Here is a 19,337-nt window from a genome sequence, read left to right on the forward strand (position 1 = left end):
TCCGGTTCGGCGCCGCGATGCGAGCAGGCGCAATGCACGGCCGACGGAAGCCGGCCAGCCAAGGCGCCGCATTATCACATCCTGCCCCCGGCCGGGAGCCAGTGCCCCTGGCCGCGGCTTTGCCCGCCGGCGGTTCCGTTGGACCCGCTAGGCAGGCCGAGGGGCCTGACGCCGGCCTCGTGAGAAAGCAGTTCCGTCTGTATTCATACCCCAACCACCTCGTTGGCGGGCGACAATACTCGTGCAACACAACGCTCCGCAGAAGTCGCTGGAGGCGACGGACATATGGCGGTTGATGGGAAACGAGCGGGACTTGCGCGCAGCGATCCGGTTGCCCGCCTCAGCATCTCTCGCAGCCACTGCTGCGGCGCATCGCTTGTGTTGCGCTCATGCCAGAGAACGCCGACGTCCATCAAGCTCGTCTTGTAGGGCAGCTCGTACGTCGACAACGGGTGGATGCAGGCCAATGACCTCGCGAGTGGTCGAGGTACGATCGCGGTGAGTTCGGATTCCGCGAGCAGAGCAGGCAGCGCAAGAAAGTGCGACAGTGAAATCGCGATACGCGGGGCCTGCTGCGATCCGGCGAAGGCCTGTTCGAGGGCCGCTCGATCGTACATTTCCGATCGGCGAGCCAATCCACGTTCGGACACAAAACCGTTTACGAGCCCTTCGTGCTCGCCATGCAGCGACACCGCGGCGATAGACAGGCGGGACAGCGATTCCAGCGACAGCCTGCCAAGCTTCCGCGAAGAATGGGCGATCAGAACATCGTCATACGCGAACAGCCAGCTCGACTGGAAGCGCGCCGGAATGTCCGAGAAGGTTCCGATTGCGGCGTCGATCTGTCCGCGATCGATCTGCTCGGTCAAATCGATCCGAGAGTCCGGGCGGATCACGAGATCGACAAACGGCGCCTCTTGCCTCAACAGGCGGAGGAGATCAGGTGCCATAACCGCGGTCACAAAATCGCTCACCGCGATCGTGAACCGCGTGGCCGATTTGCCGGGCTCGAATCTGGGCAGACCGATCGCCGCTTCCAGCGATTTCCATGCCTGGCAGATCAATGGAGCCATGGCGAGCGCACGCGCAGTCGGCTGCATTCCGGTTGCCGTGCGGACGAACAATTCGTCGTCCAGCATCTCTCGCAGCCGCGCGAGAGCGTGGCTGACGGCCGACTGACTAAGGCAAATCCTCTGGGCCGCGCGCAACACGCTTCGTTCCGCCATGATGGCGTGGAAGACGCGCAGGAGGTTCAGATCAAACCGGTTGAACTGTGTCGTCATCGCTGAATCACTCGGACGGATTGCTTCAAGCGTCTCAGAAGTCGAAATCGCTAAGCTCGGGGTGGTCATCGGGCCTGCGTCCCAGCTGCCACAGGAACATCCGGTCGGTCTCAGCGATCGGATATTCGTTGATGCTGGCGAGACGCCGTCGTATCAGCCCATCCGGATCGAGCTCCCAATTCTCGTTTCCATAGGCCCTGAACCAACTTCCTCCCCTGTCGCAGTATTCATAGGCAAACCGCGCTGCGATCCGATTGTCGGTAAAGGCCCAGACCTCGTTGATCAGCCGGTACTCCAACTGCTCTGCCCATTTGCGCGCCAAAAACGCTTCGATGGCGGCGCGTCCGGAGAGAAACTCGAGGTGATTTCGCCAGAAGCTGTCGATGGTGTAGGCCAATGCCACCCGGGCGGGCTCGCGGCTATTCCAGCAGTCCTCGATCGCTCGAACTTTCTCCGTAGCGGTGTCCCAAGTGAAAGGTGGCAAGGGGAAGCGTGGTGACATGGCCATTGCTCCGCGGATCACGCGAACGCAGAGTGGAGCAACACCGGACTGGCGGCGAGTTTATTGATGTAAGAGAGTGTAAAGCCGCACGCCGGGTTCGGATGCTGCGCCGCAGCATCCGCTGAATTCTGCGCCCTGGACGTGACAAGCCTATGGGGACGTGGCCGGCCGCCCGCGAGAGCGAAGTACCTCAAGGGCTGGACGTCCGGACTCCGAGAACGTGAAGCTGACGTTCTGCCTCTTTCAGGTCGGCAGTTTCGAATCCTTCCGTGAATTGTCCGTACACGTCTCCGAGCAGCGCCCGTGCTTCGTCCACGCGCCCATGCTCCATCCACAAGCGCGCCAATTCCGTCGCTGAACGCAGCTCCCACCCAAGAGCGTGCTGTCGCCTGGCGTTGTCAAGCGAGTCCTTGAGCGAGGCCTCCGCGGCCGGCCAGTTCGCCGGTGACGCCGCGAGCAGCACCGTCGCGCGAGCCCGCAGCAAATCCGGCAGTTCGAAGGTGCCGGAGCCGCGCATCGCGTCGGCGATGGCCGCATCGATAATGCTGGCGGCTTCTGCCGATCTTCCGGTGCGGGCGAGACCTTCGGCCAAGGCGCGCGAATTGGATGACAAGAGGATGTTCCGCTGCTCGGTTCGCAAGATGGACAACGCTTCACGCAAGGTCTTGATGCCAAGCTCGGTATCGCCGCTCTCCAGCACAAGCGCCCCTCGCAAGCCCAGGCCGCCGGCCTTGTACATGGTGAGCGAGTACCTGCCAGCGTAGGCAATAAGACGTTCTACGAGGTCTTCCGCGATCTGCCGATCTCCCCGCCACAGAAACACCGGCGCCACATAGACAAGGCAGATGCAAAGCGAGACAGGATGCTCCTTGCTTTCCGCGATCTCGATCGCTCTATATGCGAATTGAGCCGCCTGATCTGGAAGGCCACAATCCCACAATGTCCGCGCGTAGCCGACCAACGCTCTCACCTGGTGATCGTATCCGAAGGAATCCAGCTCGCTCACGCCGGCAGCCGCTGCGTGCTCGAAGCCGCTTTTATAGCTCTGCCGCGCAGCAGCCTGGTCTCCCACCAGATGATAACTCGCACCAAGCATCCACTCGGCCATCACGACTTCCCGCGGCCGGCCCAATTCCCGGGCTATGGCAGCGTAGCGTTGCGCGGCTGCCAGGGAGCGGCCGAAATCCGCAAGCCGTGCGCAATAAAGGTTGAGACCGGCCAGCAATTCCAACTGGTACCCGGCTTCCCCCATCGAATCGGCGAGGTTCAGTCCACGCTCCAGTGCCGCTCCCACCTCCCCGCTGTCGCTATGAGCGTGGTTCGACGATGTCGCCAAGGACAGTTGCAGCCCCAATTCGAGCTTTGTCCCGCGATCTTCCTCTGACAGCGCACGCAGCGTTTGCAGGCTCCACCAGCGGCACTCGCGCAGCATCGACATTCCAAGGAGCAGGGGCACTGCGCCTGCGCCCAGCGCCACCCCAACCGACCTGTCGCCGGACGGCGAAAAACTCCACTCGAGCGCCGCTCTGATGTCGCCTATGTGCCGCGAGTAAGGCGTTAGATCGCGATCCTTCAAGACGCTGGTCCGGAGTCCCGCGAGGCGTTCTGCGTGGTAGAGCGCATGCCGTCTTGCCGTTGCGTTCGCCGCCCCCTGCTCCTTCAATTTGACCGCGGCATAGGCCCGCGTCGCATCAAGCAGCCGGTACGGGCTTGCGCCTCCCGTCAGCGAGACCGAGATCAACGACTTGTCGACCAGGCTTGCGATGGCGTTTACAAGCTGCAGTTCATCGCGGTCCGCGTCTGCTACGACGGCTTGCGCCATCTCCATGGTGAACGCACCGACAAACACGGATAGCGCGGATAAGACCGCTTTCTCGCGCTCCGACAGGAGATCGTAGCTCCAGTCGAGCATGGCCTGCAGCGTCTGGTGTCGCGGCACGCTGCGCCGCCCCTGCCAAAGCAGCATCAAGCGGTCACCGATCAGTTCTGCCAGTCCACCGATGCCGTAAGTGCTCGCCCTGCTGGCCGTCAACTCGATCGCGAGCGGCATCCCGTCAAGCTGGCGACAAATGTCGGCGACGATGGGCGCGTCCTCGTCGGTAAGCTCGTCCCGATATCCGCCGGCAGCGGCGCGTTCCATGAAGAGCTGCACAGCAGGCGAGGCCAGTGCCTCGGCCGCCGTCAGCGACGCCGCGCCTCTTGGACTGTCGAGGGAGCGAAGTGGGTGGACGTTCTCGCCCTCAACGCGGAGGGATTCGCGGCTGGTCGCGATAATGTGGACAAGCGGCGCTTCGCGGAAAAGCCCCTCCGCCAGGACGGCGACGGCCTCAATCACATGCTCGCAGCTATCGAGAACCAGCAGAAGACGCTTATCGGCAAGGAATGCGAGCAGCCGCGATAGCGAGTCCTGCGTATGCTCCAGGCATCCAACGACTGAAGCGACGGCCGGAACCACGAGCGCGCCCTCCTGCAGCGCGCTGAGGTCCACGAAGCAGACCGCTTCGCGGAACTCATCCGCCAGCCTATGCGCAATAGCGACAGCCACTGTCGTCTTGCCGACCCCGCCGGGTCCGACGATGCTGACGAACCGTCGAGACACTACTTCCAAGCGCAAGGCTTCGACAGTCTCGTCGCGGCCAACCATTCGCTGCAAACCCGCAGGGAGGGTCTGGATCTTGCCGCGCCCGACAGGTGCAGCCGTGGACCGGCCACCTTGCACCGAGCGCTGGACCGGTGCCACGAAGCAATATCCGCGTCCGGGAACGTTGGTGATGTAGCGCGCACCGTCGCGACCATCGCCGAGCGCTTTGCGGATCCCCGCAACCGAAACCCGAAGGCTGGCCTCTTCGACGATCACATCGGGCCAAACCCTTTTGATCAGGTCCCCATGGCTGACGACTTCCCCTGCCCGTTCCACCAAAGCAATCAGAACATCGAGCGCGCGGCTGCCCAGGGGCACCTGCACGTCTCCGTTCATCAGCAGCCTTTCAGACACGGTCAGACGAAACGGCCCAAACTGAAATGACTCACCCTCGTAAGCGCGTTGCTGCAAGGTAGCGACCTCAACCTTCACCCAGCACCCACCGCCCGATGAGAGGGACGAGTTGGCCTCTCTATCCCAACTCAAATGGCCGTGGAAGGACTGCGTGATGTCGCACGGCAATTGCTATTGCCGCAGTGCAGCGCGGATCAAAACATTGCTATCGATCGATGTCACTCGGAATTTCATTGCGTGATGACGGCGCGACAGAGGTCGCGCCGTCATCACGATCCCCGTATCAGAAGAAGCCGAGCTTCTTGGGGCTGTAGCTGACCAGGAGATTCTTGGTCTGCTGATAGTGGTCGAGCATCATCTTGTGAGTCTCGCGGCCGATGCCCGACTGCTTGTAGCCGCCGAACGCCGCATGCGCGGGGTAGGCGTGGTAGCAGTTGGTCCAGACGCGTCCGGCCTGGATCGCCCGCCCAAACCGGTAGCAGCGGTTCGCATCGCGGCTCCAGACGCCGGCGCCAAGGCCATAGAGCGTGTCGTTGGCGATGGCCAGCGCCTCGTCATCGGTCTTGAACGTCGTCACGGACACGACCGGGCCAAATATCTCCTCCTGGAAGATCCGCATCCGGTTGTTGCCCTCGAACACGGTGGGCTGGACATAGAAGCCGCCTTCGAGATCGCCACCAAGCATGGCCCGCGCACCGCCGGTCAGAAGCTTGGCGCCTTCCTTCCGGCCGATGTCGATATAGGAGAGAATCTTCTCCAATTGCTCGTTCGAGGCCTGGGCACCGATCATGGTGGCGGAGTTGCGCGGGTCGCCTTGCTGGATCGCGGAGACGCGCGCCAGCGCCTTCTCCATGAAGCGCTCATAGATCGATTCCTGCACCAGCGCCCGGCTCGGACAGGTGCAGACCTCGCCCTGGTTGAGCGCGAACATCACAAAACCCTCGATCGCCTTGTCGAGGAAATCGTCATCCTCCGCCGCCACATCCTTGAAGAAGATGTTCGGCGACTTGCCGCCGAGTTCGAGTGTGACCGGGATCAGGTTCTGGCTGGCGTATTGCATGATCAGCCGGCCTGTCGTGGTTTCGCCCGTGAAGGCGATCTTGGCGATCCGCGGGCTCGACGCCAGCGGCTTGCCAGCCTCGAGCCCGAAGCCGTTGACGATGTTGAGGACGCCGGGCGGCAGCAGGTCGGCAACGAGTTCGATCCACACCATGATCGAGGCCGGCGTCTGCTCGGCAGGCTTCAGCACCACGCAATTGCCGGCGGCAAGCGCCGGCGCCAGTTTCCAGCATGCCATCAGCAGCGGGAAGTTCCAAGGAATGATCTGGCCGACCACGCCAAGCGGCTCGTGAAAATGATAGGCCACCGTGTCGTGGTCGATTTCGGCGAGACTCCCCTCCTGCGCGCGGACGACGCCGGCGAAATAGCGGAAATGATCGATCGCGAGCGGCACGTCGGCGGCGCGGGTCTCGCGGATCGGCTTGCCGTTGTCCCAGGTCTCGGCGATCGCGAGCCGCTCCAGGTTCGCCTCCATGCGGTCGGCGATCCGGTTGAGGATGTTGGCGCGTTCGACGACGCTATAGTGCCCCCAGGCGTCCTTGGCGGCATGTGCGGCATCCAGCGCGAGCTCGATGTCCTGCGCATCCGAGCGCGCGATCTTGCAGACCACCTTGCCGGTGACCGGCGAGGCATTGTCGAAATACATGCCCGAGCGCGGCGCCACCCATTTGCCGCCGATGAAATTGTCGTAGCGCTCAGCAAAGGGGTTCGTCGATGTCGTGAGGAATTCAGGCTTGTTCATGCTTCACTCCCGCTGTCGTTTGATTGCTGACCATCGCCGGCTCATCCCGCGCGACGGCGCGGAAAACATGTCGGGGGGAAGCAAGGATGTCAGCTGGGTGACATCAGAACACGGGGCCGACCTGTCGCAGATTTGCGACACTCATGGCTCGGCGCGGGCGCCGTCGTAGCGCCTTCCGCCGATCGGGAGAGCCAAATGTTTAGATGACCTATTAGACCCTCTTCGACCGCACATCACGGAGATGCACTGCTGCAATCTTGCTGCGCCGGCAGTTCCTCGGCATTCGGGTCGCCCGGGGCGGTCGCCCAGGCCAGTTCGACGAGTGTCACGGTCCTTCGACCTGCACCGTCAAGCTGGCAGACGATGAGGCCCTGATCCTCGATATACGTCAGCAGACGCTGTGCGCGGCGGAGCGAGTGTGACCCATAGGCGCGGGCAATCGCTGCATCGCTGGGGCACGGCCAGCCCTCCTTCGCCGCGCGCGCAATCATCATGAAGACGCCCTGCATATCCTCCGGCAGGATGGAGGCGCGGACCGAGACATCCTGCCACGCATCATCCTCGACCAGATCGGAGCCGAGCCCGGCGCGGGCGCGCGTCAGCATGCGGCGGAAGTCATTCAGGTCCGGCACCGCCGAACCGAGGCCCTCGATCCGGCAGCGAACCACGAACTCCTGATAGAGCACGCCGATGGCGCGGAATCCCGCATCGGGTTCAGCCAGGACCGCGCTCAGGATACGGTCCACCTGCTCACGCCGCTCTGCCAGTTCGTCATCGCTGACTGGCAGCTCAATCGGCTCGGGACGGGTATTTGAGACGGCGGACTTCGCCGCCCTGAGCTGCTCGAGAAGATCCGGCGCCGGCCGGCGCTGGGGCCGGCCGGCCTCGGGCGGCGGGGCTGCCAGGATGACGGCACGCGCATCTTCCAGTGTCGCTTCGGGCAGCGGCATCAGTCGCGGAGTCGCATTGCGCGCGTGGGTATCCGTTGGACCAATGCGCAGCCCCCCCAGGGGGCGGCGGGACAGAGCCGGGCCCAGCGCCATGAATTGTCCGCGCTCGAGGTCCCGGAAGGCCTCTGCCTGTCGCCGCTCCATGCCGAGGAGATCGGCGGCGCGCGCCATGTCGATATCCAGGAAAGTCCGGCCCATGAGGAAATTGGACGCCTCGGCCGCGACGTTCTTGGCGAGCTTCGCAAGTCGCTGGGTTGCGATGACGCCGGCAAGCCCACGTTTGCGGCCACGGCACATCAGGTTCGTCATGGCGCCGAGCGAGAGCTTGCGCGCCTCGTCCGAAACTTCCCCCGCGACCGCCGGTGCGAACAGCTGCGCCTCGTCCACCACCACAAGCATCGGGTACCAGTGGTCGCGCTCGACGTCGAAGAGACCGCCGAGGAAGGCGGCGGCGCGGCGCATCTGATTCTCCGCGTCCAATCCCTCGAGATTGAGCACTGTCGAGACGCGATGGATGCGCGCCCGCTCACCGGCAACCTGCAAGCCTCGCTCGGTATGTTCCTCCGCATCGATCACGAGGTGACCGAAACGATCGGCCAGCGTCACGAAGTCGCCTTCGGGATCGATGATAGCCTGCTGCACCCAGGCGGTGCTCTGTTCAAGGAGCCGGCGCAGCAGATGGGATTTGCCGGAGCCTGAATTGCCCTGCACCAAGAGGCGGGTCGCCAGCAATTCCTCGAGGTCCAGAGTCGCTGGGGCGCCGGCAGTCGTGTGCCCCATCTCGATCGCAACGGTCATGTCCCGACTCAAACTCTCCTTGCGGAGAGGGGCTTATCAACCTGATCCCAGCCCGTCGAGCGCCACATGGCCAATCAGCCGGTGTTCCACACTGCTGTATTGGCAGGACCGCGGAGGCACCTAATGCGCCTTGACGTCGAAGCGCTTCAGCTTGCGGTGCAGGGTGGCGCGGCTGACGCCCAGCGCCTTCGCCGCGGCCGAGACATTGCCCTGCGCACGTGCCAGCGCCCGTTGCAGCACCGCGCGCTGCGCGTCGCCGAGATGCTCGCCGCGCCCTTCCCGGCCATTGAGCAAGTCGGCCGCTGGAACCGGCCGGAGTGCACAGTCGGGCGCAAGCCCGAAGGCAAGCCGCGCCGAACGCGTGGCGCCGATCACGAGGTCGTCCCCGTCGATCGCCAATAAGCCGCCGCCATGGGCCTCGGTCGGCGGTGTCAGGACGATCCGAGCATTTGCAAAGGCGCTGCGGAACAGTTCGGCCTCGATGCGCCGCGCCGCTTCGCCTGCGGCGAGCGCAATCAGGTTGGCGAATGCATCGGTGCGGTCGGCGCGACACGAGGAAACATCGAGCACACCGACGAGCCTTGCATGCTCGTCATAGATCGGGGCCGCGGTGCAGCTCAGGAGCGTGTTGCGGGTGAAGAAATGCTGTCCACGGTCGATCGTCAGGACGCGCTGCTCGACCAGGCAGGTGCCGATGCCATTGGTGCCCTCATGCTCTTCGTCCCAGATCGCACCAGTCCACAAGCCCCACTCCTCGAAAGTGGAATCGTCCGCCGCGTTGCCGCGCCGCTCCAGCGGAATACCGTCGTGATTGGCGAGCAGCACACAGCAGCCGGCGGCACCCACCGCCTGGTGCAGTCGATCCATGCTCGCTTTTGCGGCGCACAGCAACGGCGCGACGCGCTGCCGCTCCTGCTGGAACTCAACCTCGGTCAACCGTTGCGGCGGACGCGTTCCGGCGGGATCAAGCTGATGCAATCTGGAAGAGCGTCGCCACGACGCAACAAGCGCGGATCTCGCGGCCTGGCCCGATTCGATCGCGGCCTCGACATGGGCCGCATGATGAGTGAGCTTGAGCTCCTTCATCCCGCTGATATTCCTCCCTTTGTTTAAGGATAGGGCATTCCCACCATGGCTTTTTTGATCTTCGTCAAATTCGCAAGACACGCCGGACCGCTAGCCGCGGGCCCGGAACGGAGGTTACGGCGATTGGAGAAGTTCGACAATCAGTTTGGCCGGGAGGTCCGCACCAGGTCGCGCGGGTTGGCGTAATCGAGCTGGTAGCGGGCCCGCTCGTCCAGCATGTCGGGGTCGAGGCTCTCGGAACGGAGCAGCGAGACGCGCTTCTCGCCTTCGACGCGCTCCTTCTTCAGCCGCTCCAATTCGGAGGTCAGCGCGATGATCTCCTGATCGAGTTCCTGCCGTGCATTCAGGCCGTATTTGCCGGTATAGGCGTTGACGCCGAAATAGCCGATCATCAGGGCCGCCATCGTGTAGAGGGCGAGCCCGGTCAGGATCGATTTGAGGCGCGTGCGGGAAACCATGCCGCCAGCTTGAGACGGCGCGGTTAATGGACCCCTAAGGCCTTTATTTTGCGCCTATTCTTTTCGCAAAACCGGCGGCCAACTTTGCGGAATACGCGCTATTTGCTATGCTTCTCGACGTGGGCGGCGAAGGCGTCGATGTATTGCTGCAACACCGGCCGCAATGACTCCTTGGTGAGCTCACCGTTGGCGTCGAAAGCGTCGCCGATCCCGTTCAGATAGATCTCCGGCTGCTGCAGGATTGGACCCGCAATCCCCGGCAGGATGTTCTGCAGGTGCTTGGCGGCGGACACGCCACCGAGGGGCCCCGGCGAGGTGCCGACGATGCCGACCGGCTTGCCGTTGAACGAGCTCTTGCCATAGGGGCGCGAGCCGACATCGATGGCATTCTTCAGGACGCCGGGGATCGAACGATTGTATTCCGGCGTCACGAACAGAACGGCGTTCGACTGCTGCAGCTTCTCCCGGAACGACAGCCAGTCGGCCGGCGGGTTGGCCTCGAGGTCCTGGTTGAAGAAGGAAATGCCATGCGGGGTAATGACGTCGAGCTTCAGCGAGGACGGCGCCAGCTTCGCCAGCGCATGAGCAATCTTCAGCGAGAAGCTTTCCTTGCGCAGGCTGCCTGCGATGGTGACGACGGTGTAGGCCATTTGGTTTCCCTTCGATCGACGAATTCGACGGGCGACTTAAGCCGCCACCTCGAAAAGAATGCAAGTGCATGGAACGTGCAATTGCGGAAACACAGCGTTCGGAAAAAAGAGCCTACCGGAAAACCGTGACACCCCGTAGCCCGGGTTACGCTCCGCTCCACCCGGGCTACGGCCCTATTTGTTTGGGTTGATCAAGAACTTCTCGCCGGTGGCGCGCTTGGCATAAACAGCGATGTTGGCAAGCGACAGCGCTTCCTGCAGCGACACCACCTGCGTGTAATGGCTTGCAAAGGTGGTCTTGAGTTCGTCGACCACTCGCTGGCGCAATCTTGCGAAATCCGCCGGCGGCAGCCTCTGCAGGAAATAGGTCAGGAGCCAGCCACCGACGCCCCAGGCCATGCCGAAACCGCGCGGCAGTTCGATCGGGCCGGTGTCGAGGCTGCCATAGACATAGATCTGCTTGTGCACGGCCGAGCCATAGCGGCTGTATTCCTTGGCGGTCTTGTTGATCGCGACTTCCATCGCGTTGAGGATCTGGCCGGCGAGCCTGCCGCCGCCGATCGCGTCGAAGGCGATGGTCGCGCCGGTCTGGACCAGCGCATTGGTGAGATCGTCGAGAAATGTCGGCGCGGAGGAATCGACGACATATTTGGCCCCGATCTTGTGAAGGATATCGGCCTGCGCCCTGCTGCGCACGATGTTGACCAGGGGAATGCCGTCCTTGAGGCAGATCCTGTTCAGCATCTGGCCGAGATTGGAGGCCGCCGCCGTATGCACCAGCGCCTTGTGGCCTTCTCGCCGCATCGTCTCGGTCATGCCGAGCGCGGTCAGCGGATTGACGAAGCAGGAGGCGCCCTCCGCAGGCGTCGTCCCCTCGGACAACACCAGCACGTCCTTCGTGCGCGCCACACGATATTGCGCATACATGGCGCCGCCGAGCAGCGCGACCGTCTTGCCGAGCAGCGCCTTCGCCGCATCCGACGACCCGGTCTTCACCACCACGCCGGCTCCTTCATTGCCGACCGGCATCGATTGGTCGAGCCGTGCTGCGAGCCCGCCGAGCGCCGCGTCCGGCACCTTCGCAGTGATGATCGGAGATTCCTTGGTGCCCGAGGCCTTGGCAGTCGAGAGGTCGGCGGGGCCGATCAGAAGCCCAAGGTCGGACGGATTGATCGGCGCGGCCTCGACCCGGACCACGATCTCGTCCGGACCGGGTTCAGGTGTTGGCACCTCCAGAAGCGAGATTTCCAGCTCGCCGCTTTTCTTGATCAACGAACGGAGCTGAAGTCCAGTCTTGCCGTCGGATGCCATCGTACCCCTCCCTTGCTTGTTGTCCGGCCGCCTCCAGTTAGGCGGGGCGGCCGCAACAAACAAGGGTCGAAGCCCGCGCCAAACAGCTCAGCACGCCGCGTTATGCCAGCGCCTTGAATGCCGCCCTGCCCGCGTACTTCGCCTGCCTGCCGAGCTGCTGCTCGATGCGCAAGAGCTGGTTGTACTTCGCGGTCCGGTCGGAGCGCGCCAGCGAGCCGGTCTTGATCTGTCCGCAATTGGTGGCGACCGCGAGATCGGCGATGGTGGAGTCTTCCGTTTCGCCGGAGCGATGCGACATCACCGAGGTGTAGCCGGCCTTGTGCGCCATCTCGACGGCGGCAAGTGTCTCCGTGAGCGTGCCGATCTGGTTGACTTTGATCAGGATCGAATTGGCGCGACCGCTCCTGATGCCATCGGCGAGGCGCGTCACATTGGTGACGAAGAGATCGTCGCCGACGAGCTGGCACTTGCTGCCGATCAGATCGGTCAGCTCCTTCCAGCCGTCCATGTCGTCTTCGGACATGCCGTCCTCAATGGTGACGATCGGATAGCGCGAGACGAGATCGGCGAGATACTTCGCCTGCTCGGAGCGCGAGCGCGTCTTGTTTTCGCCGCCATAGACATACTTGCCGTCCTTGAAGAATTCAGTGGACGCGCAGTCGAGCCCGAGCATGACGTCATCGCCGGCCCTGTAGCCGGCCTTGCCGACCGCGTTGACGACGAAATCCAGCGCGGCGTCCGCGGACGGCAGGTTCGGCGCAAAGCCGCCTTCGTCGCCGACATTGGTGTTGTGGCCGGCCTTCTTTAATTCGCTGCGCAACGTGTGGAAGATTTCCGAGCCGCAGCGCAAGGCATCGGCAAAGCTTTCCGCACCGACCGGCAAGATCATGAATTCCTGGAAATCGATCGGGTTGTCGGCATGCACGCCGCCATTGATGATGTTCATCATCGGCACCGGCAGCGTCCGCGCCGAGGTGCCGCCGACATAGCGATAGAGCGGCATGTCGAAGGATTCAGCCGCCGCCTTGGCACAGGCGAGCGAGACGCCGAGGATGGCATTGGCCCCTAACCGGCTCTTGTTCGGCGTGCCGTCGAGGTCGATCATGATCTGGTCGATCCGGACCTGGTCCTCGACCGCGTGGTCGCTGAGCGCCTCGAAGATCTCGCCGTTGATGGCTCCGACAGCCTTCTGCACGCCCTTGCCGAGATAGCGCGCCTTGGCGCCGTCGCGCAGTTCCACCGCCTCGTGCGCGCCGGTGGAGGCGCCCGACGGCACCGCAGCGCGGCCGAACGAACCGTCTTCCAGCACCACATCGACCTCGACCGTGGGATTGCCGCGGCTATCGAGAATTTCGCGGCCAATGATGTCGACGATGGCGGTCATGATGCACTTCCTCAGGTGTGGTTCTGGTTGGATGCGCTGCGTCATACACGGCATGCAAGCAAATGTGAACGCTGACGCTTTGGCACGCGTCTGACGTGGCAATGTGGTAGGTTTATGCTGATCTTCGCGTTTTAGCCCATTGTTTCACAAAGCCGGGGTAACGCAATGAATCGACGCCAGTTTCTCAGCTCGAGTGCTGCCGCAATTTTGGCCACGCCCGCCGTGTTGCGCGAGGCCCGTCCCCAGGAGGCCCAAGCGGGTGCATTCCCTGTGAAATATTTCCCGGTAGCCCGCGGCATGGGCTCGCGCGACGTCACGCCGGCCCTCGATGGCACGATCTGGTTCTGCGGACAGCGCAATGGGAAGCTCGGCCGGCTCGATCCGCGGGACGGCGCCTTCAAGCTAATCGACCTCGGACAAGGTGCCGCGCCTCACGGAGTCACCCTTGGCCCGGATGGCGCGCCGTGGATCACCGAGGGTGGGCAGAATGCGATCGCGCGTGTCGACCCCGGCGATCACAAGGTGACGCTGTTTCGCCTTCCCGAAAAATACGCCTACGCCAATCTCAATACCGGCGTGTTCGACAAGAGCGGAATCTACTGGTTCACCGGTCAGTCCGGCTATTACGGCCGGCTCGATCCGAAGTCCGGCGAGATGAAAGTATTCGAGGCGCCCAAAGGCGTCGGCCCCTATGGCATCACGGTCACCCCGAAAGGCGATGTCTGGTACGCCTCGCTGGCGGGAAGTCACATTGCGAAGATCGATCTCGTGACAGGGCGAGCGAGCGTGGTCGAGCCGCCCACGCCGAAGCAAGGCGCGCGGCGGATCTGGTCGGATTCGCGAAGCCGCCTGTGGATCAGCGAATGGAACAGCGGCCAGGTATCGATACACGATCCCGCCGATGGCTCGTGGAAGACCTGGAAATTGCCGGGTGACAACCCGCGCGCTTACGCGGTCTATGTCGATGACAAGGACAAGGTCTGGCTCACCGATTTCTCGGCCAACGCGATCGTGCGCTTCGATCCGCAGACGGAGGCGTTTCGTTCGTTCCCGAGCGACAAGCCCGGCGCGAATGTGCGGCAGCTCGATGGCCGGCCAGGCGAGACCTGGGGTGGAGAATCCGGCAACGACCGCCTTGTCATGATTCAGACGACGGCGCCCGCATAGATCCGGCGCAACCCTGTTGGCTCGTCAGCGATCTGACACGCTTGCGTCCTCGCCTTGACGGTTGACGAATAACCCCGCTTGCGTCCATGTCAGCCATCCCCGAAGGACAGATTTCATGGCGCAAAGACCCCTGCAACTCGGCCGTGCCGTCAAATGGCCCGACAGCCCTGACAAGGCTGTGCTCGACCGCGTTCCCAACCCGCAAGCAGGCGCCGATTACCTGGTGCGGTTTGCCGTGCCGGAATTCACCTCGATCTGCCCGGTGACGGGCCAGCCGGATTTCGCGCATCTCGTGATCGACTACGTCCCGGGCCGCTGGCTGCTCGAGTCCAAGTCGCTGAAGCTCTATGCCGCCAGCTTTCGCAATCATGGCGCTTTCCACGAGGACTGCACGGTGATGATCGGCAAGCGGATCGCAAGCGAGATCAAGCCGAAATGGCTGCGCATCGGCGGCTACTGGTATCCGCGCGGCGGCATCACGATCGACGTGTTCTTCCAAACCGGCCGTCTGCCGAAGGGCGTCTGGGTCCCCGACCAGGGCGTGGCGCCCTATCGCGGGCGCGGCTAAGCAGCGACGTCCGGGCGACCAGCGGCGTCCCCCGGAATCCTCTGCTTCAGCAATTTGGCGCAGGCTAGTCCCAGCGCGATCATGATCGCGGCCGATGTCAGCAGGGTCGGCGCCTTGCCGGCATGCTGGAGGCCAAAGCCATAGGCGATCGGCCCCACGGTCTGGCCCATGAAGAAGAAGAACGAATGCAGCGACATCGCGGTCGCGCGCGCCTCCACCGACAATTCGCTAGCGAAGACCTGCAGGCAGCCATGAATCATGTAGAAGCCCCAACCCATCGCCAGCAGGCTCAGTGCCTGGATCTTCCAGCCGGGACTGAACGCGACGGCAACAAGCTGGACGCCGACCAGCGTCGCGCCGGCAATCATCATGCCCCTGACGCCGAGCCATGGGAGAAAGCGCGACACGGTCATGGTGTAGAACAGGCCGCCCACCGCAAACCCGGCGATGACGATGCCCGCGATCGACAGCGAGGTTTCGCCGAGATCGAACAGGAATGACGCCACGAACGGAAACAGGCCGAGCACGCAGCAGCCTTCGATGAAGACGGCCGAATAGCAGATCGGCGCGTTCGGATTGGTGAAGATGGTACGGTAGCCATGCTTCAAGGCGGAAAGGCTCGTCTTCGGCGCATGCGCAAGCTCCGCGCCGCGGAAGCCGGCGAGCACCGCAACCGAGGCCAGCACGACAATCGCGCCGAGCACGGCCAGCACGCCGCGCCAGCCGAGGAAGTCGCCGATCAGGCCGGAGGCTGAAGCGCCCAGGAGGTTACCGGTCATGGCACCCGCCAGCGTTCGCCCGATGGCGACCTGGCGCTTGTCGGGCGCCACGAGGTCGCTGGTCAGCCCGAGCGCGACCGGAAACACGCCGCCGGAACCGATGCCGGCGAGAATGCGGGTGGCGAACAGCATCGGGAATGATGTCGACAGCGCGCCGAGAATGTTGGCGAGCCCGAGCAGCACGAGACAGATGATCATCAGCCGCGCCTTGCCGAACAGGTCGGCAGCGGCGCCCAGCAGCGGCTGGACGATCGCGAAGGTGAAGGCGAACACGGCGGCAAAGCTTGCAGCGGTAGCGATGCTGACGCTGAACTCGTCGGCGACATGCGGAAGCACCGGATCGAGCGCACGCGCGGAAAGACTCGCGGCAAAGGTCGCGATCGCAATGATGTTGAGCGCCGGCGGCAGGCGGCCAGTTGCAGTCACGGCCTTCGCACCCGCCCCCTCATCCCGCGGTCTTCTTGGCCAGCGCGTCGAAATCCATCAGTGTCCTGATGAGCCCCTCGAATTCGCGGAGCGGCACCATGTTCGGCCCGTCCGATGGGGCGTGATCGGGATCGGGATGGGTCTCGATGAAGACGCCGGCAACGCCGACCGCCACGGCCGCGCGCGCCAGTACGGGGACGAATTCGCGCTCGCCGCCCGAGGATGCCCCCTTCCCGCCCGGCTGCTGCACCGAATGCGTGGCGTCGAAGACGATGGGCACGCCGGTGGTGCGCGCCAGGATCGGCAGCGCGCGCATGTCGGAGACCAGCGTGTTGTAGCCGAAGGATACACCACGCTCCGTCACCAGCACGTTCGGATTGTTGGCGCCGGTCAGTTTTGCAACCACATTGGCCATGTCCCAGGGCGCGAGGAACTGGCCCTTCTTGACGTTGACGACCTTTCCGGTCGCCGCCGCAGCGAGCAGCAGATCGGTCTGCCGGCATAGGAACGCCGGAATCTGCAGCACGTCGACCGCTGTCGCCACCTCCCCGCACTGCGCAGGCTCGTGCACGTCGGTCAATACCGGCAGGCCGAGCGAAGACCGGATCTCGGCAAAGATCGGCAATGCCTGCTTCAGCCCGATGCCCCGCGCGGCGGATGCGCTGGTGCGGTTGGCCTTATCGAAGGAGGTCTTGTAGACCAGCCCGACCTTGAGGCGATCAGCGATCTCTTTCAGCGCAGCCGCGACCTCCAGCGCATGCGCCCGGCTCTCGAGCTGGCAAGGCCCGGCGATGATCGAGATCGGCAGATCGTTGCCGAACTTGACCGGGCCGACGCTGACAATCGGTGCCGCCGAGGTCTTGGCGTTCAAAGGGTAGGTCCTCTCTGTTTCGCGCGGACCATGCCGGTCCGCGACACCAGGATCAACCCCGTTCGCATCAGGAACAATACAGGGTTGCGCTGAACCTCACTTCAGCGCAGAGAACGCCGTCGGCACCAGCAGCTGGTTGACGATGTTGCCGACAATCTGCCCATCCTCTTCGGTCTTCGCCCGCGCCGAAATCCATTCCGGATCGGTCTGGAACGCCGTCCATTTCTTCTCGCGCTCGGCAAGCGATTCCCAGGCCAGCAGGTACGTCAGTTCCTGGTTGGATTCGCCGACCAGCGTGGTGAAGAAACCGGCCTGTTTGATTCCGTGCTTCTCCCACAGCTTGAGCGTGGTGGTCTCGAAGCGCTTGAGCAGCGCCGGCAGCCGGCCCGGCAGGCAGCGATAGACGCGGGTTTCGTAGATCATTCGGCAGTCCTCCCTGTTCTTATAGCGTTAGCCGCGGCAGTTATAGCGGTTGCCAGGAAGACTGTCTTGATCGGGGCATGCACGCCGCATGGCGGTGCGTGCATGACTTCATGCGGTTCGATTGTAGGGTCTGTCATTCCGGGGCGCAGCGCGAACCCGGAATCCATTTGTCCCCGTAGTCTGCGGCCCGATGGATTCCGGGCCTGCGCCTTCGGCGCATCCCGGAATGACGGCCTAGACCAGCCTGCTCTGCGCTATGGCCGCCTGAATGAAGGATGCGAAAAGCGGGTGCGGCTCGAAGGGGCGTGATTTCAGTTCGGGGTGGAATTGCACGCCGATGAACCAGGGATGGTCCTCGTATTCCACGATCTCCGGCAGCACGCCATCGGGTGAGAGACCGGAGAAGCGCAGGCCGTGCTGCTCGAGCCGGTCCTTGTAGGCGGTGTTGACCTCGTAGCGGTGGCGGTGGCGCTCGGAGATTTCGGTGGCGCCGCCGTAGACTTCGGACACCCGGCTGCCGCGCTTGAGCACCGCCGGGTACGCACCGAGCCGCATGGTGCCGCCGAGATCGCCCTGCTGCGTCCGCTTTTCCAGTTCGTTGCCACGCAGCCATTCCGTCATCAGGCCGACCAGGGGTTCGGGCGTCGGGCCGAACTCGGTGGAATTGGCCTGCTCGATACCAACCAGATTGCGCGCGGCCTCGATCACGGCCATCTGCATGCCGAAGCAGATGCCGAAATATGGCACGTCGCGCTCGCGCGCGAATTGCGCCGCCTTGATCTTCCCTTCCGCGCCCCGCTGGCCGAAACCGCCAGGCACCAGGATGCCGTTGACGTGCTCAAGGAACGGCGTCGGGTCCTCGTTCTCGAACACCTCGCTCTCGATCCAGTCGAGATTAACCTTCACGTTGTTGGCGATGCCGCCGTGGGACAGCGCCTCGATCAGCGACTTATAGGCGTCCTTCATCCCGGTGTATTTGCCGACGATCGCAATCGTCACCGCGCCTTCGGGGTTGCGGACACGCTCGTTGATGACGTGCCAGCTCTGCAGCGCCGGCGGAATCTTCGGCGCGATCCCGAACGCGGCCAGTACCTCGTCATCGAGGCCGGCGGCGTGATAGGCCTCGGGCACGGCATAGATGTTGTCGACGTCGCGCGCCTCGATCACAGCGCTTTCGCGCACGTTGCAGAACAACCCCAGCTTGCGCCGCTCCTCCTTCGGAATTTCGCGATCGGTGCGGCAAAGCAGGATATCCGGCTGGATGCCGATCGAGCGCAATTCCTTCACCGAGTGCTGCGTCGGTTTTGTCTTGAGCTCGCCTGCACTTGGGATGTACGGCAAAAGCGTCAGATGAATGTAGACCGCATGGTCGCGCGGCAGTTCATTCTTGAGCTGGCGGATCGCCTCGAAGAACGGCAGGCCCTCGATGTCGCCCACGGTGCCGCCGATCTCGACCAGGACGAAATCATAGCCGTCGTTGCCCTCGAGCACGAATTCCTTGATCGCGTTGGTGACGTGCGGGACCACCTGGATCGTGGCGCCGAGATAATCGCCGCGACGTTCCTTTGAGATGATGTCCTGGTAGATGCGCCCGGTGGTGATGTTGTCGGCCTTGGTCGCCGGCCGCCCGGTGAACCGCTCGTAGTGGCCGAGATCGAGATCGGTCTCGGCTCCGTCGTCGGTCACGAACACTTCGCCGTGCTGGTACGGAGACATCGTTCCGGGATCGAGGTTGAGATAGGGATCGAGCTTACGGAGGCGGACCTTGTACCCGCGTGCCTGCAGCAGGGCCCCGAGTGCCGCTGACGCCAGACCCTTGCCGAGGGAAGAAACCACGCCGCCGGTGATGAATATGTACCGCGCCATGGGGCTTAACCTTTATCTC

16 protein-coding genes are annotated in these 19,337 nt (G+C 63.6%); 2 read left to right on the forward strand and 14 right to left on the reverse strand.

All coding sequences use genetic code 11. The annotated features are described in order from the left end of the window. Positions 1 to 203: 203 nt before the first annotated feature. The 10 genes from J6497_RS17895 to eno all read right to left on the reverse strand — a co-directional run bounded on the left by J6497_RS17895 (position 204) and on the right by eno (position 13,218). Entirely contained in the window at positions 204 to 1,283 is a 1,080-nt protein-coding gene (locus tag J6497_RS17895; RefSeq protein WP_225705595.1) for a LysR family transcriptional regulator, read from the reverse strand. 34 nt (positions 1,284 to 1,317) lie between these two features. Further along, positions 1,318 to 1,785, reverse strand: coding sequence for a nuclear transport factor 2 family protein (locus J6497_RS17900; RefSeq protein ID WP_225705596.1), 468 nt, complete (start codon positions 1,783 to 1,785; stop codon positions 1,318 to 1,320). Positions 1,786 to 1,975: 190 nt separating this feature from the next. Continuing rightward, entirely contained in the window at positions 1,976 to 4,762 is a 2,787-nt protein-coding gene (locus J6497_RS17905) for an ATP-binding protein (protein ID WP_225705597.1), read from the reverse strand. A 301-nt stretch (positions 4,763 to 5,063) separates the two neighbouring features. Next, positions 5,064 to 6,581, reverse strand: a complete 1,518-nt coding sequence (gene adh, locus J6497_RS17910) for an aldehyde dehydrogenase (RefSeq protein WP_225705598.1) — start codon at positions 6,579 to 6,581, stop codon at positions 5,064 to 5,066. Positions 6,582 to 6,814: 233 nt separating this feature from the next. Continuing rightward, positions 6,815 to 8,329 (reverse strand): helicase HerA domain-containing protein, encoded by a 1,515-nt coding sequence (locus tag J6497_RS17915; RefSeq protein ID WP_225705599.1) that lies wholly within the window; start codon positions 8,327 to 8,329, stop codon positions 6,815 to 6,817. A 120-nt stretch (positions 8,330 to 8,449) separates the two neighbouring features. Next, positions 8,450 to 9,415, reverse strand: a complete 966-nt coding sequence (locus J6497_RS17920; RefSeq protein ID WP_225705600.1) for a helix-turn-helix domain-containing protein — start codon at positions 9,413 to 9,415, stop codon at positions 8,450 to 8,452. A 140-nt stretch (positions 9,416 to 9,555) separates the two neighbouring features. Next, positions 9,556 to 9,873, reverse strand: a complete 318-nt coding sequence (locus J6497_RS17925) for an FtsB family cell division protein (protein WP_225705601.1) — start codon at positions 9,871 to 9,873, stop codon at positions 9,556 to 9,558. A gap of 98 nt (positions 9,874 to 9,971) precedes the next feature. Further along, positions 9,972 to 10,523, reverse strand: coding sequence for an NADPH-dependent FMN reductase (locus J6497_RS17930; RefSeq protein WP_225705602.1), 552 nt, complete (start codon positions 10,521 to 10,523; stop codon positions 9,972 to 9,974). Positions 10,524 to 10,697: 174 nt separating this feature from the next. Next, the gene (locus tag J6497_RS17935) at positions 10,698 to 11,834 is read right to left on the reverse strand and encodes a zinc-binding dehydrogenase (protein ID WP_225705603.1); all 1,137 of its coding nucleotides are present in this window, start codon (positions 11,832 to 11,834) and stop codon (positions 10,698 to 10,700) included. A 100-nt stretch (positions 11,835 to 11,934) separates the two neighbouring features. After that, complete coding sequence (gene eno / locus J6497_RS17940; RefSeq protein ID WP_225705604.1) at positions 11,935 to 13,218, reverse strand: phosphopyruvate hydratase; 1,284 nt, start codon at positions 13,216 to 13,218, stop codon at positions 11,935 to 11,937. Between the two features lie 165 nt (positions 13,219 to 13,383). On the opposite strand from eno, the gene J6497_RS17945 reads away from it, so the two are divergent. Further along, positions 13,384 to 14,385, forward strand: a complete 1,002-nt coding sequence (locus J6497_RS17945) for a Vgb family protein (protein WP_225705605.1) — start codon at positions 13,384 to 13,386, stop codon at positions 14,383 to 14,385. Positions 14,386 to 14,500: 115 nt separating this feature from the next. Beyond that, complete coding sequence (gene queF, locus J6497_RS17950; RefSeq protein ID WP_225705606.1) at positions 14,501 to 14,953, forward strand: preQ(1) synthase; 453 nt, start codon at positions 14,501 to 14,503, stop codon at positions 14,951 to 14,953. Here the strand turns inward: queF and J6497_RS17955 are convergent. The 4 genes from J6497_RS17955 to pyrG all read right to left on the reverse strand — a co-directional run bounded on the left by J6497_RS17955 (position 14,950) and on the right by pyrG (position 19,318). Next, positions 14,950 to 16,158, reverse strand: coding sequence for an MFS transporter (locus J6497_RS17955; RefSeq protein WP_225705607.1), 1,209 nt, complete (start codon positions 16,156 to 16,158; stop codon positions 14,950 to 14,952). The genes queF and J6497_RS17955 overlap by 4 nt on opposite strands. A gap of 19 nt (positions 16,159 to 16,177) precedes the next feature. Next, positions 16,178 to 17,029 carry a 3-deoxy-8-phosphooctulonate synthase gene (gene kdsA, locus J6497_RS17960; protein WP_225705608.1) on the reverse strand — a complete coding sequence of 284 codons (852 nt, stop codon included), beginning with the start codon at positions 17,027 to 17,029 and terminating at the stop codon, positions 16,178 to 16,180. Between the two features lie 96 nt (positions 17,030 to 17,125). Further along, complete coding sequence (locus tag J6497_RS17965; protein ID WP_225705609.1) at positions 17,126 to 17,452, reverse strand: NIPSNAP family protein; 327 nt, start codon at positions 17,450 to 17,452, stop codon at positions 17,126 to 17,128. A gap of 234 nt (positions 17,453 to 17,686) precedes the next feature. Next, positions 17,687 to 19,318: a CTP synthase gene (gene pyrG, locus J6497_RS17970; protein WP_225705610.1), complete on the reverse strand. Its 1,632-nt coding sequence runs from the start codon at positions 19,316 to 19,318 to the stop codon at positions 17,687 to 17,689. Positions 19,319 to 19,337: the final 19 nt, after the last annotated feature.

This window comes from Bradyrhizobium cenepequi (assembly GCF_020329485.1).
GTDB lineage: Bacteria > Pseudomonadota > Alphaproteobacteria > Rhizobiales > Xanthobacteraceae > Bradyrhizobium > Bradyrhizobium cenepequi.

Coding starts and splice junctions, on each gene's coding strand:
- J6497_RS17895 (WP_225705595.1), bottom strand. CDS start 1,283: ATGACGACACAGTTCAACCGGTTTGATCTGAACCTCCTGCGCGTCTTC.
- J6497_RS17900 (WP_225705596.1), bottom strand. CDS start 1,785: ATGTCACCACGCTTCCCCTTGCCACCTTTCACTTGGGACACCGCTACG.
- J6497_RS17905 (WP_225705597.1), bottom strand. CDS start 4,762: ATGAACGGAGACGTGCAGGTGCCCCTGGGCAGCCGCGCGCTCGATGTT.
- adh (WP_225705598.1), bottom strand. CDS start 6,581: ATGAACAAGCCTGAATTCCTCACGACATCGACGAACCCCTTTGCTGAG.
- J6497_RS17915 (WP_225705599.1), bottom strand. CDS start 8,329: ATGACCGTTGCGATCGAGATGGGGCACACGACTGCCGGCGCCCCAGCG.
- J6497_RS17920 (WP_225705600.1), bottom strand. CDS start 9,415: ATGAAGGAGCTCAAGCTCACTCATCATGCGGCCCATGTCGAGGCCGCG.
- J6497_RS17925 (WP_225705601.1), bottom strand. CDS start 9,873: ATGGTTTCCCGCACGCGCCTCAAATCGATCCTGACCGGGCTCGCCCTC.
- J6497_RS17930 (WP_225705602.1), bottom strand. CDS start 10,523: ATGGCCTACACCGTCGTCACCATCGCAGGCAGCCTGCGCAAGGAAAGC.
- J6497_RS17935 (WP_225705603.1), bottom strand. CDS start 11,834: ATGGCATCCGACGGCAAGACTGGACTTCAGCTCCGTTCGTTGATCAAG.
- eno (WP_225705604.1), bottom strand. CDS start 13,218: ATGACCGCCATCGTCGACATCATTGGCCGCGAAATTCTCGATAGCCGC.
- J6497_RS17945 (WP_225705605.1), top strand. CDS start 13,384: ATGAATCGACGCCAGTTTCTCAGCTCGAGTGCTGCCGCAATTTTGGCC.
- queF (WP_225705606.1), top strand. CDS start 14,501: ATGGCGCAAAGACCCCTGCAACTCGGCCGTGCCGTCAAATGGCCCGAC.
- J6497_RS17965 (WP_225705609.1), bottom strand. CDS start 17,452: ATGATCTACGAAACCCGCGTCTATCGCTGCCTGCCGGGCCGGCTGCCG.
- pyrG (WP_225705610.1), bottom strand. CDS start 19,318: ATGGCGCGGTACATATTCATCACCGGCGGCGTGGTTTCTTCCCTCGGC.